Source organism: Cronbergia sp. UHCC 0137 (assembly GCF_034932285.1).
In the GTDB taxonomy this organism is placed as follows: Bacteria; Cyanobacteriota; Cyanobacteriia; order Cyanobacteriales; family Nostocaceae; genus Cronbergia.
In genome coordinates this window covers 18,881-34,792 of the sequence record NZ_JAYGHC010000052.1, presented here as the reverse complement: position 1 = coordinate 34,792, position 15,912 = coordinate 18,881, and the positions used below count along the sequence as shown (strand labels likewise).

Annotated in this window: 11 protein-coding genes; 6 read left to right on the top strand and 5 right to left on the bottom strand. The window is 40.3% G+C overall.

The annotated features are described in order from the left end of the window. Window positions 1–150: 150 nt before the first annotated feature. Window positions 151–1,548 (bottom strand): UDP-N-acetylmuramoyl-tripeptide--D-alanyl-D-alanine ligase, encoded by a 1,398-nt coding sequence (locus tag VB711_RS21090; protein ID WP_323288254.1) that lies wholly within the window; start codon window positions 1,546–1,548, stop codon window positions 151–153. Between the two features lie 271 nt (window positions 1,549–1,819). Here VB711_RS21090 and VB711_RS21085 point away from each other — a divergent pair, with 271 nt between their 5' ends. The 6 genes from VB711_RS21085 (at window position 1,820) to VB711_RS21060 (ending at window position 6,561) form a co-directional block, all read left to right on the top strand. Then, window positions 1,820–3,418 (top strand): Hsp70 family protein, encoded by a 1,599-nt coding sequence (locus tag VB711_RS21085; RefSeq protein WP_323288253.1) that lies wholly within the window; start codon window positions 1,820–1,822, stop codon window positions 3,416–3,418. A 141-nt stretch (window positions 3,419–3,559) separates the two neighbouring features. After that, window positions 3,560–3,691, top strand: a complete 132-nt coding sequence (locus tag VB711_RS21080; RefSeq protein WP_323288252.1) for a hypothetical protein — start codon at window positions 3,560–3,562, stop codon at window positions 3,689–3,691. Further along, the gene (locus tag VB711_RS21075) at window positions 3,663–3,977 is read left to right on the top strand and encodes a DNA-binding transcriptional regulator (RefSeq protein WP_323288251.1); all 315 of its coding nucleotides are present in this window, start codon (window positions 3,663–3,665) and stop codon (window positions 3,975–3,977) included. The genes VB711_RS21080 and VB711_RS21075 overlap by 29 nt, the downstream gene beginning before the upstream one ends. Window positions 3,978–4,073: 96 nt before the next feature. After that, entirely contained in the window at window positions 4,074–4,850 is a 777-nt protein-coding gene (locus tag VB711_RS21070; protein ID WP_323288250.1) for a GTP-binding protein, read from the top strand. Beyond that, the gene (locus VB711_RS21065) at window positions 4,847–5,659 is read left to right on the top strand and encodes a metallophosphoesterase family protein (protein WP_323288248.1); all 813 of its coding nucleotides are present in this window, start codon (window positions 4,847–4,849) and stop codon (window positions 5,657–5,659) included. The genes VB711_RS21070 and VB711_RS21065 overlap by 4 nt, the downstream gene beginning before the upstream one ends. A gap of 200 nt (window positions 5,660–5,859) precedes the next feature. Then, window positions 5,860–6,561: a metallophosphatase gene (locus tag VB711_RS21060; RefSeq protein ID WP_323288247.1), complete on the top strand. Its 702-nt coding sequence runs from the start codon at window positions 5,860–5,862 to the stop codon at window positions 6,559–6,561. Between the two features lie 269 nt (window positions 6,562–6,830). Here VB711_RS21060 and VB711_RS21055 read toward each other — a convergent pair whose 3' ends face one another. The 4 genes from VB711_RS21055 to dnaG all read right to left on the bottom strand — a co-directional run bounded on the left by VB711_RS21055 (window position 6,831) and on the right by dnaG (window position 15,867). After that, the gene (locus VB711_RS21055; protein ID WP_323288246.1) at window positions 6,831–12,641 is read right to left on the bottom strand and encodes a PAS domain S-box protein; all 5,811 of its coding nucleotides are present in this window, start codon (window positions 12,639–12,641) and stop codon (window positions 6,831–6,833) included. A 165-nt stretch (window positions 12,642–12,806) separates the two neighbouring features. Beyond that, window positions 12,807–13,157 carry a hypothetical protein gene (locus tag VB711_RS21050; protein ID WP_323288245.1) on the bottom strand — a complete coding sequence of 117 codons (351 nt, stop codon included), beginning with the start codon at window positions 13,155–13,157 and terminating at the stop codon, window positions 12,807–12,809. Between the two features lie 220 nt (window positions 13,158–13,377). Continuing rightward, on the bottom strand, window positions 13,378–13,779 hold the full coding sequence (locus VB711_RS21045; protein ID WP_323288244.1) for a fasciclin domain-containing protein: 402 nt from the start codon (window positions 13,777–13,779) through the stop codon (window positions 13,378–13,380). 177 nt (window positions 13,780–13,956) lie between these two features. Then, entirely contained in the window at window positions 13,957–15,867 is a 1,911-nt protein-coding gene (gene dnaG / locus VB711_RS21040; RefSeq protein WP_323288255.1) for a DNA primase, read from the bottom strand. Between the last annotated feature and the right edge of the window lie 45 nt (window positions 15,868–15,912).

Here is a 15,912-nt window from a genome sequence, read left to right as displayed (position 1 = left end):
GCGATCGCTGATCTTGTAGAGACTGTCTTGATTGTCAAGCGACAGCGCAAACCAACAAAAGCCCGTAAATGTTGGGTTTCCTAACGTCAACCCAACCTACCTGATTTAATGTTTTTAGCTTAACCAACAAGTATTGCTAGGAGTCAACAGTCAACAGTCAACAGGATTTGCGGAAAAAGTCTTTTCGTGACCAGTTCTAGAAAATTCTGCCCGTAATTGATTGACAACTTGATCTAATCCTACAGAATGGGCAGCTTTAAATAGTAGACGATCGCCCTCTTGGACAAAGGTTTTTAATCTATTGAATAAATCGGCATGGGTAGCAAAACACTCGTTAGGAATACCTTTGGCACTATTAGCGATCGCTTGGGCATCTTGTCCATCAACCAACACCAGCAACCCATCTAAATGGAGATTCTGCACCATTTCCCCCACCAGTTGATGTAATTGTTGGGATCTTTCCCCTAATTCTTTCATTGCACCTAAAACGGCAATCTTCCGCTTTCCGGGAGTATCTGCTAATAACTGCAAAGCTGCTAACATGGCTTCTGGGGCAGCATTATAAGTTTCATCTAAAATTAACACATCATTGGGTAAAGTGAAGCGTTGCGATCGCCCTGTCGGCATATTCACAATTAGTCCATTTTGCAAACAAGACCAATCAATTTCTAATACCTTGGCTACTGCTAAAGCTGCTAAAAAATTAGTCGCATTATGACGACCAGCTAAAGGTAAAGGTAAGCGCATTCCTGCTACTTCCACAGTTTCACTATCAATTAATCTTCCTTGAATATCACCACCAGACAAACCATAACTAATCACCTTTCCTGACCAAAATTTGGCGGCTGTCTCCATTAATAGCTGATTATCATGATTAAGAATCGCCACACTATCCCCAGACATTTCTGCTAATAATTCGCATTTAGCCTCAGCGATCGCTATTTCTGAACCCAGTAACTCAATATGTGCTGTCCCCACATTTGTAATTACACCAATTGTTGGACAAGCGATTTGAGTTAGTTCCGCAATTTGTCCCCTACCCCGCATTGCCATTTCAATCACCGCAGAATCATGTTTTTCATTCAATTCCAGCAGTGTTTTCGGTACACCAATTTCGTTATTAAAATTACTAAAGGTTTTATGAACTTGTCCCTGAGTCCCTAAAACAGCCGCAATCAATTCCTTAGTTGTCGTTTTTCCTACCGAACCCGTCACCCCAACCACCGGGATTGAAAAGAGTTTGCGCCACCACTGAGCAATTTGTTGATAAGCTTGGAGAGTGTTAGCAACTCGCAACAGGGGAAACTGAGAATTTTCATAATTAAAATCTACAATAGCGGCAATTGCCCCTTGAGCGATCGCCCTAGCTACAAAATCATGTCCATCAAACCTTTCACCCCGTAAAGCCACAAACACTTGACCCGGTTGTAAATTCCGAGTATCAGTTTCCACACCACAGCACACTTGACTTAAAGCAGATGCAGATAAATTCACAGGTTGGGCTAAAAGGACTTCAACCAATTGGGATAACGTAGTAGAAACAGACATACTGATATAAAATAGTTAATTTAAAAACCCCTTAATTCCCAATATTGCTCGGTTAAGCAAATTTGTGAGCCGAAAACCCTTGTAGAGACGTTCCATGGAACGTCTCTACACTCCTTAACCGAGAAGTATTGCCTTAATTCCTCTCTGGGAGACAAAAAATACCCCATAGCAGAGACTATTAATATATCGCTTTTGGAAATACAACAAACGCTAAATTTAATTAAAATCCAAAAAATAATTTTGCCCCCAGGCATGAGATAATCTAAAAACTATGGCGATCGCAATTGATTTCGGTACAAGCAACACAGTTGTTACCCGTTGGAACCCTGTCACCCAACAGGCGGAAACCTTGACATTACCAGGGTTATCCATGCAGCAAAGTCTCAATCCACCACTAATTCCTAGCTTAGTGTATGTGGAACAAGCAGCACTGAGTAAAATTTTAATCGGGCAACAAGTGCGCGATCGCGGACTGGATCTGCAAAGTGACAACAGATTTTTTCGCAGCTTTAAACGGGGAATTGGTGCAGATATCCAAGGTTTTTTACCAGAATTAGACGGGAAAACCATCACCTTTGAACAAGTAGGAGAATGGTTTTTAAATCAAATCATTGAACAGTTAAAAGATGAACAAGGAAACTTAGATTCTCTGATCATCACCGTACCTGTAGACAGTTTTGAAGCTTATCGTTATTGGTTAGGTAATGCTTGTCAATCCCTAAAAGTTGAACAGGTGCGAATATTAGATGAACCTACCGCCGCCGCCTTGGGTTATGGTTTAGTAGATCAAGAAAATGTCTTAGTTATTGACTTTGGTGGAGGGACTTTAGATTTATCCTTAGTGCGTTTAGATCAAAATACCCAAGCAAATACCAAACCTGTAGGATTTCTGTTAAAATGGGGTAATAAATCCCTAGCAGAAAACTCCAAACAAAAGATCAAAACCGCCCGTGTATTAGCCAAATCAGGGCAGAACTTAGGTGGTACAGATATTGATAATTGGATAGTTGATTACTTTGCTAAAACCCAAGGATTACCAGTTACTTCCTTAACAACTAGATTAGCAGAACGGGTAAAAATAGAGCTATCTACCCACACCGAAGCTAGTGAATTTTATTTTAATGATGAAACTTTTGAAAGTTATGAATTAGAACTTAGTCGCAAAACCTTGGTAGATATTCTCAAAGAAAACGGATTTTTTGATCGATTACATGAATCAATGATGACGCTGTTACAACAAGCCCGTCGTCAAGGATTAGAACTAGATGATATTAATGCAGTTTTGTTAGTTGGCGGATCTGTGCAATTGCCAGCAGTGCAGACATGGATAGAGCAATATTTTGAGCCAGCAAAAATCCGGTGTGAACGTCCGTTTGAAGCGATCGCTCAAGGAGCATTACAAATCACCCAAGGCATAGAAATCAAAGACTTTCTCTATCATAGCTACGGTGTACGTTATTGGGATCGTCGTCAACAACGTCACAGTTGGCATTCCATCATTAAAGCCGGACAGCCTTACCCTATGAATCAGCCAGTAGAATTACTTTTGGGTGCTTCCGTCGAAAATCAACCCAGCATCGAGTTAATTATTGGTGAATTGGGGGTAGAAACGGGAGGAAGCGAAGTTTATTTTGATGGCGATCGTTTAATTACTCGCCGCACGGAAGCCAATACTACCACAGTCAAACCCCTAAACGACAAAGACGGAGCGAAAACCATTGCCCAACTCACACCACCAGGTTTTCCAGGGAGCGATCGTATTAAAATCTTATTTCAAATTGACGAACAACGCTTTTTAAGAATTACCGTTGAAGACCTATTGACAAATCAAACCCTATTAGAAAATCAACTTGTAGCCCAATTGAGTTAGGAAAATCTATCACCAAGTGCTATACTGCAACTAAAGGAAAATAAGACTTCTTACAAAAGTCGTGATTTTCAAGTTCTTCTTTGCGCCTCTGCGCCTTTGCGTGAGCTTTTCAAGAATATTCTTAGCAACACCAAAGTATTTATGCAAGAGGTCTATAGTATGGCAATCTACAAAAGTATGGCAATCTACAAAACCCGATGGTTTAACCGTTGGGCAAAAGATGAATTGATAGAGGTAATTTGCAATGCGGAAGAAGAAATCAGCAATTCTTGAAGCTGTTCACGAAACTGCTACAGGGTTACACAAGGCTGGTGTAATGAGTCAGGTTACATTACGGGAATTTGACCGCCTGTGTTTACCTCCAATTGAACCGCTAGAACCCCAACAAATTAAGCAAATTCGTGAATCATCTCATGTAAGCCAATCTGTATTCGCTGCAATTTTAAACATCAGTCCCTCAACAGTTCAAAAATGGGAAATCGGACAGAAACGACCTACAGGCACGGCTCTTAAGCTACTACATCTAGTCCGTAAACAGGGTTTGGATACCTTGCTTTAGCAAGATAATTTTATAGCCCAATTGAGTTAGGAAAAACCAGAAAACCTATTTCCACCTCAACTTGGCAAAATGCCTAAAAATGATTATCATTATCTTATGAACCTACCAAATATCACCGTTGTTGCTGGACTCACTGGCTGCGGGAAAACCACCTGGATTTCTCAACAGCTACAAAAAACCACTACTACCGATAATATAATTTACTTTAGTCCTGGGGCTGGCAAAGTTCCCATCGACCAAACACGCATCGCTGCGGAATTTCCTCAAGTGAAAGTCTTTAGTGATGGAGAAGAAATGGCATTTTACAACCAACTAATAACCGCCAATATTGCTTATATCGAAATAGGATTTTACTTAGAATTAACAGCAATTCCCCAAATACTCAAAAATATACCCTATCAAACCGTCGCCATTTTACCACCACACCTCAAAGATTCTGAATATCATAACTGGGCAAAAACCATTATTCCAGGGGCAGATATTGACACCAATATTTTCCCTAAACAACTTTGGCGCGCCCCTAGTAGTAGTCAAGTTATAGACGAAGATAGCTTAAATGAGTTTTGGTACGAAATAACTCATGGTGCTTATGGTCAAATTAACCGTGTCAAGGGAATTTTTGACGTTGCTGATGGTAGATCAATTTATGGTGATTTTGTTGAGGGTGTACCAGCAACCGATTTTTTAGAATTAGACCTACCACGCCATTTAGAAGGTAGACCTCAACGTTTTAGTGGTATAGAAGTATGGGGACAAAACTTAGATGAGTTTGCTATTAGACAAACTTTAGAAAATTGTTATTTGTCAGATGCAGCCCTGAGACAATATCAAGAACAGGTAAAACAGATTTTATTAGAGGAAAACATTGAATGAAAATAGCAGTTATATCCTGTATTCATAGTAATATAGAAGCCTTAGATGCAGTTTTATTAGATATAGAACAAGAAAAAGCCGATAAAATCTTTTGTCTCGGTGATTTAGTAGGATATGGACCCAACCCTAACGAAGTAGTGACGAAAATTCGCCAACTCAATATACCCACCTGTGTAGGTTGTTGGGATGAAGATATTATTGAAGGTTTGAATGCTTGTGATTGCAGTTATCCTTCGTTATTAGCTGAAAAACGGGGTCAAATAGCTCACGAATGGACAAATAAAGAAATTAAGCCAGAAAATAGAGAATTTTTAGCTCAATTACCCCAGAATTTACGGGAAGAAAATTTAGTTTTTGTTCATGGTAGTCCTCACAGTAATCACGAGTATTTATTACCAGAACTAGACGCATTTGCAGCATTAGAACGGGTACTTTCTGTTAACGCCGACGTGCTTTTTTGTGGACATACTCATGTTCCTTACGTCCGTACTTTAGAATCAAGTAGTTTGCAGGTGCGTGTCAAAACTGAGGAAATAGAAGAAAAATTAATTGGTTTTAATGCACCGCAAAAACAAATTATTAACGTCGGTTCTGTAGGAGAACCCCGTCATGGGAGACCCAATGCAACTTATGTAATTTACGACACGGATACACAAAATGTCAAGCTGCGGGAAGTTGCGTATAATTATCAAAAAACCTGTGCTGCGATTATTGAAAAAGGTTTACCAGCCATCTTTGCTTGGCGTTTATCTCAAGGGTTAGAATATGCAGAACGGGCTGATGATCCTACTCATGTTTGTACTAGATAAAATTAGCCGCTAAATTGCATATTTAGATTTACTCAAGGGACTTGCAAAAAATAAATTATTTAACTAACCGCAGAGGCGCAGAGAACGCAGAAGAATGAAGGTTTGAGTGTTTTTGTTAGAAGTCCCTAAACTATTGTGGAGTGGGGATTTTGACCGTCCTAATCATTAAAGCTAAGAAACTAATAAAAAGTAGAAATAAAATGAATAAGTGGGCAATTTTAAGCGGTGTTGAAGGTAATTTGGTGGCTTATGAAGCTGTAATGGCAGATATTAAGCATCAGGTGAACGTAGAGGCTTTGTATATTTTGGGAGATTTGGTGGGAGCAAATCAAGAAACTGAAGAATTAGTAGAAAGGGTGCGTAATCCTAAATATGGGGAGTTAGAACCTTTGGTTTGTAAAGGTTGGTGGGAAGAACAATGTTTAATTTTACATGGCTTGGGGGGAAGTGGAGAAGGTAGTGAATTAATGGCAAAATATGAGGGAGATACAGTTAAGTTATTATGGGATAGTGTATCTCGTTCGACTGTGCAATGGTTACGGGATTTAGACTTTGGTTTTTTTGAATTAGATTGTTTGTTAATTCACGGTTCAACGGTAGGTGTTGATGAGGAACTGACACCGGAAACTTCCCCAATTGAAATGCTTGATAGATTAGCTAGAATGCAAGCTAATAATTTGTTTTGTGGTCGTTCTGGTTTAGCTTTTCAATATCAGTTACAAGCAGGTGCAATTACTACGGGTGTGACAACTCTCGATAGTGTTGTATCTCCTGTAAATGTTACTATTTCACCTCGTCAAGTAATTGGGGTGGGTAATGTGGGACGAAAATTAGGAAAAGCGATTTATACCCTTTATGATCCGGGAACAAATTTTGTAGAGTTTAAGACTGTTTGTTATTAAGCTGTTCCGCATTTAATTTGAATAATTAGGACGGGCAAGACTTGTACTGAGAGTAGTCGAAGTATGCCCATCCCACAACAATACTTGTCGGTTAAGCTAAAAACATTAAATCAGGTAGGTTGGGGAGTCATCGCCTTGGACGGGTTTCCCGGCTTGTGGCGAATGACGTTTGACGTTAGGAAACCCAACATTTACGGGCTTTTGTTGGGTTGCGCTGTCGCTTAACCCAACCTACAAAAACTGACTCCTGACTCCTGACTCCTGACTCCTCACGATAAAAGCTGTTTAATGATAGTTGCCAATTCCTTGAGTGATACAGGTTTTGTGAGATAATCGTTAGCACCTGCCGCCAAACATCTTTCTCGATCGCCTCGCATGGCTAAAGCTGTCAAAGCAATGATGGGAATATTGACGAACTTTTGGTCTAGTCGAATCTGCTTAATAGCCTCTAAACCATCCATTCCAGGCATTTGAATATCCATCAAAATTACATCAGGAGATTGGGATTTGGTAAGAGCGATCGCTTCCTGACCGTTGTTTGCCAAAATCAGACGGTATCCCTTAGCCTCTAAATAACTAGATATGGTGAGGATGTTGCTTTCGTTATCTTCTGCCAGCAAAATTAGGGGTGTTTGGACAGCCGTTTCTATCAAAGGAGAATCTAAATCAGGAGATGTTTGATTCACCAACTTAGAAAAACACCCAGCAGGAATACTACAGGGTAAATCAGCAGTGAACCGACTGCCTACACCGATTTGACTGCTTACCCCTACCTGTCCACCGTGCATTTCCACAATTCGCTTAACGAGAGAAAGCCCCAAACCAGTACCACTATACTGGCGGTTTAAAGAACTATCAATTTGCACGAAGGGTTGAAACAGTTTATGGAGATTTTCTGGGGCTATCCCGATACCTGTATCAATCACTGCAATTCTAATAAAATCTCGAAGATGGGTAATCTCTGTTTCTGGGGGATATTGTTCCCGTGTGACTGTTAAGGTGATAGACCCTCCTTCTGGAGTGAATTTCACCGCATTATTGAGCAAATTAATCAAAACTTGTCGGATACGCCGTTCATCTACCATTAGTTCTGGTAAATTGGGTTGAAGCTTAACTTCCAGTTGAATTTGTTTTTGGAAAGCTTGTTGTTTGATAAAGGAAAGACTGGATTGACAAAGTTGATTAATGTCTATCATCGTGCAGTCTAATTCCACTTGCCCGGCTTCAATTTTCGATAAATCCAGGATGTCGTTAATTAATGCTAACAGATGAGTGCCGCTACGTTCAATGATTTGTAAACTCCGGCGTTGTTTTTCAGTAACTACTCCAAATACTTCCTCTTGCAAACCTTCAGAGAGTCCGAGAATGGCGTTCAAGGGGGTGCGGAGTTCGTGACTCATGTTAGCAAGAAACTCATCTTTGAGACGGGTAGCGCGAGCAAGTTGTTCATTAGATGCAGCAAGTTGTTTATTTGTTTGATGGAGTTGAGCTTCTGCTAGTTTGCGATCGCTAATATCCGTCACCCGGACAAGGTTCATCTTCTGACCGGCTACAGTAATTTGCTTGGCGGCCAAGTTCCCCCAAAATAACTCACCTTTGAAGGTTTTGTATTCAATTTCCCGACTCCAAAAACCTTGATTTTCTATATCATCGTTAATTGATTGCATTTCTTCGGGGGTGAATTGCTGCTTTTGTAACTGATGTCCTTCAATCCCAATCAGGTCAGTTTTATCATTAGCTGCAAACATCTTTACTGCCCGTTGATTACAGTCTATAGTTTTGAGGGTTTCTACATCGACTAGGAATAGGGCATCTGCTGATTCATTAAAAATTGCTTCTCGCAAATCTCGACTGCGGAGAATTTCCGCTTCTGCTAGTTTGCGATCGCTGATATCGTAGTTAATACCGATGATGCGTTGGGGTTGCCCTTGGCTATTACGCTGCACGAGTCCATAGGCTTTGATGATGCGAATTGTGCCATCAGACAGCATAATTCTAAATTCTGTATCTAATTCTTTCTCCTCAATAATGATTTTTTGGACAGTTTCGCGGACATTAACTCGATCTTCAGGATAGAGGAGGGCTTCAAATTTTGCCCAGGCATCCTGAGTTGGGTCAAAATTCAGACGAGAGACACCAAAAAGTTGATACATTCGATCATCCCAAAGCAGGGAATCCTTGACCAAATCTAAGTCCCAAATTCCAATCTTTGCTGATTTTACTGCCAACTTGAGGCGATCTGATAAGTTGCGAAGTTTGATTTCTGCGGACTGTAACCTGGCTTCTGATTTTTTACGCTCACTAATGTCAAAGTTAATGCCGATCATTCGTTGAGCTTTGCCTTGGGGGTCACGCTGTACGAGGGCGTAGGCTTTGATAAATCTGATTGTACCATCAGGACACACAACCCTAAATTCAGGCTCGAAGTCCCTTTCTCCGGCAATGGCTTGCTGAATTGTGGTGCGGCAAAATAAAATATCATCGGGATGCAAACCTGCTTCCCATGCTTGGTAAGCACCTTTAAAGTCGGAAGCGTTTACCCCATATAGTTCGTACATCCTGTCATCCCAGATGAGGTAATCGTTAACGATATCCCAATCCCAGATGCCAATTTGAGCAGATTTAATCGCCAAATCCAATCGGTCTGACAGGTTGTGGAGTGCGATTTCGATTTGTTTGCGACTGCTAATATCGAGAATTAATCCATCCCATAAAATATCGCCGTTGGCTTGTTTTTGAGGTTGAGCAACGCCCTGTATCCATTTCAGACGACCTGATGGGGTGATTATTCTGCCTTCCCATAACCATTGGCGTAAAGAAGAGGCTGAACGGGAAATAGACTCCTGTAAAGAAGGTATATCTTCTGGATGGGTCATGTTAAATATAGCGTTGGCATTTTCAAGAATTGTCGCTGGTTCTAGTTCATGCATTTCTCGACAGCGATCGCTCACATAGATAAATTCATGGCTACTATCAGGATGGAGAAGATATTGATACATTACTCCAGGGGCATTGGCTGTAATTCTCTGCAATCGGGCTTCGTTTTGATGGATTGCGGTTTCTGCCTGTTTGCGTGCTGTGATATCCCGAGCCATACCGCGATAGCCACGAAATTGTTTATCCTCATCAAAAATGGGAATTCCGCTTGATTCTAAAGTAATTAGTCGTCCATCTTGATGGCGGTTAGTATTTTCTAAACATTGAAAGGGTGCTTGAACTGCGACGAATTTCATAAACTCTTTCAATACTCTTTCTGCTTCTTCTGGTGGCATCAAATCAAAGGGAGTTTTGCCTAACACTTCTGCTGGAGAATATCCCAAAACATGAATAATTTGGGGACTAGCATAGGTGTAAATGCCAGACTCGTTAATTTCCCAAATCCAATCACTAGAAGTTTCGACTAGATTACGGAAGCGTTTTTCACTTTGTTGTAGTTCTGCTGTGCGTTGGGTGACTTGGGCTTCTAAAGTTTGATTTTGGGCTGCTAAAACTTCTAAGAGGTGATTTTTTTGGCGCGCGAAGCGATCGCGCTCCTCTTCTCTTTGTTTACGTTCTGTAATATCTTCGGCGATCGCCCCAATGCGGTAAATCTCTCCAGCCGTATCCCTGATGGGGAAACATCGCCCCCATATCCACCGGATCCCTCCATCAGGTCGAATAATGCGATACTCCTCGTTAAAAAATCCCTCTTTACTGGTGGCTTGATAGGTAGCCCCAACGCGCTCAACATCATCTGGGTGCATACTAGCTTTCCAAGAATCAGGATTTTCATACAAACTTTTAGTGGTTTTTCCCCAGATTTCCTCATAAACAGGGTTGACATAAAGTAATTCTCCAGAATCTATCTGACGAAGCAACATTACTTCTCGACTGTTTTCTGCAAATTGCCGAAATTTCTCTTCACTGTCTCTGAGTGCGTTTTCGGACTTTTTACGAGGGCTGATATCGGTTATTGTCCCCACGTAGCCTGTTACGGTTCCTTCTGGGTTCTTTTCTGGAACAGCTTGCCCAAATACCCAGGTTTCCTCCCCATCTGATCGCACTAACCGATATTCTAAAGAAAAGGTTTGACCGGTTTGGATCAGGTGATTCCATTGCGCCTCAACCATATCTCTATCTTCTGGGTGTAATGCTCTTTTCCATCCGTATTCAGCAGCTTCTTGAAGTTGCAAGCCAGTATTTACACACCAACGATTATTCACATACAAACAATTCCCTTGGGTATCGGTGCGGTAAATACCAACGGGGGCTGATGCTGCTAGAGTTACATAGCGTTGTTCGCTTTCCTGTAATGCCTGTTGAGTCTGTTTACGTTCTGTAATATCTTCGTAACTGACCAGAACGCCTATAATCTCACCATTAGGGTTGTGCAGGGGGACTTTGTTAGTGCGTAACCATCTGTGAATACCACCACATTTTGTAAATGGTTCTTCTATATTGAACTTGGGCTGTCCCAAATCCATGACGATGCGATCGCCTTCTTGATAAAGTGCTGCCTGTTGTCGCCAGACCATATCAAAGTCTGTTTTACCGATGATTTCTGCTGGTGATGATAGTCCGGCATCTAAAAGTAGTTGGCGGTTACAGCCCAGGTAACGACTATTTCGGTCTTTCCAAAAGATGGCGATAGGTAAGCTATCTATGACCAATTGCAAAAGAATTTGGCTTTCCTGAAATGCCTGTTCTGCTTTTTTCCGTTCGCTAATATTTCTCCCCTCTGAAATCAGCATTACCACCTGTCCTGTTTCATCTTTGAGGGGACGGAGGGAAAAATCTATGGTGGCTATCTCACCCCCAGCACCTAATACATCTACTTCGTAGCGGATAAACTCATTTTGGGCTGCACGAGCGATCGCTTGTCTTAATCTGTCCTGATTTGCCTGGGAAATTTTCCACCAATCAGCTTCCCAGAATGGTCGATTTACGACATCTTCTAGTTTGATTCCGCCAAAGTTTAAGGCTGTCTGGTTGGCTTCGACTAAAATTCCCTCGGTTGTCAGCAGTCCAGTAAATTGAAAGGTATTATCGAAAATAGCTCGAAATTTATGCTCGCTGGCTATTAGTTCCCTGGTGCGTTCTTCTACTTTCTGTTGTAACGAAGCGTTGAGGGTTTGAAGATTTTTATAAAGTTCTGCCTGTTGGATAGCAATAGATAGCTGGACAGAAAGTTGCTGGAGTAGATCAAGTTCGTTTGTCTCCCACTGACGTGTCGTGCTGCATTGGTGAACAATCAGTAAGCCCCAAAGCACTTGGGAAGAAGATTTAGAAGTAGGCAACTCTGATGATGTTAGGTTTCTTTTTCTGCTCTCTGTTTCTTTTTTTAGTAAAATGGGTACAATAAGATTGGCTTTAACTTGAAATTGCTCCAGTAGTTGGATATGGCAATCTGTTAATTCACTATGATAAATATCACAAATTGCCCGAATTTTGTCATTCCCGTCAGCTATTCCTTGATTTTCTCGAAAACAAGTATCTTCAATCTGAATATTTAGTAAATTTTTCCACTGGGGTAATACTGACTCGGCAACTATTTTACCACTCATCTGCGGATCAAACTGGTATACTATTACCCGATCAGCCTTCAGAAATTCCCGAATCTCTTGAACTGCTGTTTCCAGAATTTCCTCTAAGTGCAAAAACTGACGAATACGGAGTGATATCCCAGCTAACAACTGTTGTTGTTGCTCCTGCATCCGAATTTGCTTGATGAGGTGGGTTTTTTCTAGCACGCTATGAACAGCACGGCAGAGTCCAGTAGAGGTGAGTTTGCTTTTGACTATATAATCATATACACCAGCTTTCATAGCTTGAACAGCGATCGCTTCGTCTGTCTGCTCTGCTAACATGATCACTGGAATTTGCAAGCTACTAAATTGTAACCGCAACTGATTCAAAAATTCCCATATATTGATATCTGCCAGTTGATAGTCTAGAAGTATTAAGTCTGGACTGGTTTGAGATAGTTGCGTCAATGCTTCTAATCCTGACACAACCTCAATTACATTATATGTGGCAAGTTTATCCTGGCTTAAATAATGGCAGTATAATGAGCGTTCTTCTGGTGAATCTTCCAGAATCATAATTGAGTAATGGCAGATTCCCATGGAATTTCTTAATTAAATTTATATATTTAATTAAATTTTAATTTAAGTAGTTCTCTAACAAAACAGTATACATACGGTATATTTCAGCTAAATCACGCTGTTTAGGGGATCAATAGCAGTTTAATACGATCCCCAGATTCTCTATTTATCTATTGCCCGTTCTCTAATCCGTAAATCCACTAATTGCCAATCACTAATTTTTAATAAAACTAATCCTAAATTTATCACCAAACAGCTAACTGCCAGTGATAACAAAATATAAGTAGGAAGCATGACTACACCAATTATCAGCCAGGTGTAAACGTGGAAGACCATAATCCCAGATAATAAACTGGCAAACCCGGCAGATAAAAATACTTGAGATGTTGGACGACCGACTACTGTGAGGATTATTGTCAATAATGTAGCACTTATAATGGAGGGAATCAAAAATGCACAAATGCCGCCACAGTTAGTACGGGAAAACTCAGCTAAAGTGTTGAAATCAAACATTAGTTTTTGGGGTATAATGTTAGCATTTTAATTAAAAATAGAATAAGATCAATAGTTTTTCTGCTAACATCACTTAAACTAGCATAAAAAGAGGGTTTTATCAGGATTTATTTATACAATTTAAAGAATTGCTATTGGTTAGGAGTCAGGAGTCAGGAGTCAGGAGTCAGGAGTTAGAATTAGAAAAATAGTAAGGTGGGTATTTCCCACCCAAACTGATTCAACCCATCAAAATTACTGTGTCAATTACATGAATCACCCCATTGTCAGCGAGAATATCGGCTGCTAATACTGTGGCATTTTTGACTTCAAAACCATGATCACAATTAATTTTAATTGGTGAACCTTCTACAGAGGTGACTGTACCAATGGTTGCCAAGTCAGTCTGGGTGAGCTTTCCAGCGACAACATGATACTTTAAAATTCTAGCTAGTTGGGGAATATTTTGCAATAAAGTAGCGATCGTTCCTGGTGGTAATTTGGCAAAAGCATCATCATTAGGTGCAAATACCGTGAAGGGTCCAGGACTTTTTAAGGTTTCTACTAAACCCGCAGCTTGAACAGCAGCCACTAAGGTTTTAAAAGATTCAGCACCAACCGCAATATCAACAATATCAGCCATTATTTTTTCCTCTTCCCTTTCCAAAATTTTACAGGATTTTGGCTAAAAATTACGGATTTTTTAGTTAAAGAAGGTAGAGACGTTCCATGGAACGTCTCTACAAAGTCTCTACAAAGGTTTTTGGTTCACGAATTTGCTTAACCGACAAGTATTGAGTCGGATATCTATTTCCACTAACTAAAATAAATCAGTGATAGTAAATAGCCTTTGTTTATCTAGTTCTTGGATTTGCTGTTTTTCTGTATAAAAGGCTTGATAATAGGATTTAAAACGCTCTGGTTCTGTCTCTGGGTCGGTTTTTTCCCAAAGTTCTAAAAAGTGACTACAGCGTTTTTCTCTTAATGCTATTTCTATACAAGCAAGCGCTGTTTGAATAACTTGGGGAGTCCGCAATATTTCTTTGCTGTTTTTTTCATTTAAATGAAATATATGGGAAATTAATTCTAGGTCTTCACCTAATTCTAAATATCTATTTTGTAAACTGGAAATTAAATCATCTATATTTGTTGTTAACTCAGAAATTTGTCTCCATAAATAACGATGATGGGAAAGACTAAATTCTAGATTCCGTGTTTCTAGTTCGTTAGATATAAATTGACGTTGTTCTGGACAATGTAAATAAATTTGTAGTAATAACGCTTCTGCTAGTTCTAGTAAGGTACGTTTGGTTGGAACTGCCGATAAATTGGGTTTAATGGGTTTCTGCTTGCTATATCTCTGGATGGAAGTTTGAACACTAGCAGGGGAAATTTGAGTTAAAAGATTTTCAACTCGCAGGGGTATAAGTTTGGTATCTCCTAAACTGAGAATTTCAGCACAGTAGGAAATATAATAATTAAGGGTATCACGATTAACTATATTTTTTAGAAGTTTTACTATTTGTTGGGTGACTTGTTGAAAGTCGGTTGCTTGCTTTAAATTTCTATTTTGAATAATTTGCTGAATCTGCCAATTTAACCATAGTGGGGCGGTTGTTAGTAGTTGCTGGTAGTCTTCTGTTGTATGGCTACGCAGGTATTCATCTGCATCTTTACCGTCAGGAATATTGAGAATTTTTAATTGTACTTCGCCTTTATATGCTAGTGATGTAAGTTCACCAATTGCTCTTTCTGTGGCGTTAGTTCCAGCTTTATCGGCATCAAAATTAAGTACAAGTTGTTTGGATTCGGTGTAACGTAAAATGAGCCTGACTTGTTCTACACTCAAGGCTGTACCCAAGGACGCAACGGCATTATTAATTCCGGCTGCATGGAGAGCGATCGCATCAAAATATCCCTCTACAACTACTGCTTGATCGAGTTTAGAAATCCCGTCTTTGGCTTGATCAATGGCGAATAAGGTTTTACCTTTACTAAAAAGTTCGGTTTCCGGTGAATTTAAGTATTTTGGTTGTTCATCCGTTAAAGTTCTACCACCAAAGGCAATAACTCTACCCTGAGTATCACGGATGGGAATCATTAAGCGATCGCGAAATACATCATAATATCCGCCCCCTTCTTTACGCGATTTTATTAAACCTGCCTGTTCTAACAATTGTGCAGGGTAATGTTTATTATCTACTAAATAATGATAGAGAGTTTCCCAACCTGCGGGGGCATAACCTAAACCGAATTGTTCTATTGTTTCAGCTTTAAATTGGCGACTTTCTCGTAAATACTCCATCGCCTTTTCTCCGGGAGATGTCTTGAGGGCGTGTTGATAAAAGTTGGCGGTGGAAGCCAAAACCTGATATAACTGCTCACGTAGAGATAACTGACGTTGTAATTCTTGTCTTTGTTCAGGTTCTAAGGTTTTGACTGGTACTTGGTAACGTCTTGCTAAATCTAGAACTACTTCGGTAAATTGTCGTTTACCCAATTCCATTAAAAATTTAATCCCATTCCCCGCAGCTTGACAGCCGAAGCAATAATACATTTGTTTGCTGGGCGTAACTGTGAAACTAGGGCTTTTTTCATTATGGAAAGGGCATAAACCGACAAAATCCTTCCCTCGTTTACGCAAAACAACATAATCTGATACTACATCGACAATATCAGCCCGGTGTTTCACTTCTTCGATTGTATCTGGATGTAAGCGGGGAATTTGCATGGGCAGGGGGTAGGGGGGCAGGAGGCAGGGGGCAGGGGGCAGGGG

Coding starts and splice junctions, on each gene's coding strand:
- VB711_RS21085 (WP_323288253.1), top strand. CDS start 1,820: ATGGCGATCGCAATTGATTTCGGTACAAGCAACACAGTTGTTACCCGT.
- VB711_RS21065 (WP_323288248.1), top strand. CDS start 4,847: ATGAAAATAGCAGTTATATCCTGTATTCATAGTAATATAGAAGCCTTA.
- VB711_RS21080 (WP_323288252.1), top strand. CDS start 3,560: ATGCAAGAGGTCTATAGTATGGCAATCTACAAAAGTATGGCAATCTAC.
- VB711_RS21060 (WP_323288247.1), top strand. CDS start 5,860: ATGAATAAGTGGGCAATTTTAAGCGGTGTTGAAGGTAATTTGGTGGCT.
- VB711_RS21070 (WP_323288250.1), top strand. CDS start 4,074: ATGAACCTACCAAATATCACCGTTGTTGCTGGACTCACTGGCTGCGGG.
- VB711_RS21090 (WP_323288254.1), bottom strand. CDS start 1,548: ATGTCTGTTTCTACTACGTTATCCCAATTGGTTGAAGTCCTTTTAGCC.
- VB711_RS21055 (WP_323288246.1), bottom strand. CDS start 12,641: ATGATTCTGGAAGATTCACCAGAAGAACGCTCATTATACTGCCATTAT.
- VB711_RS21075 (WP_323288251.1), top strand. CDS start 3,663: ATGCGGAAGAAGAAATCAGCAATTCTTGAAGCTGTTCACGAAACTGCT.
- dnaG (WP_323288255.1), bottom strand. CDS start 15,867: ATGCAAATTCCCCGCTTACATCCAGATACAATCGAAGAAGTGAAACAC.
- VB711_RS21045 (WP_323288244.1), bottom strand. CDS start 13,779: ATGGCTGATATTGTTGATATTGCGGTTGGTGCTGAATCTTTTAAAACC.
- VB711_RS21050 (WP_323288245.1), bottom strand. CDS start 13,157: ATGTTTGATTTCAACACTTTAGCTGAGTTTTCCCGTACTAACTGTGGC.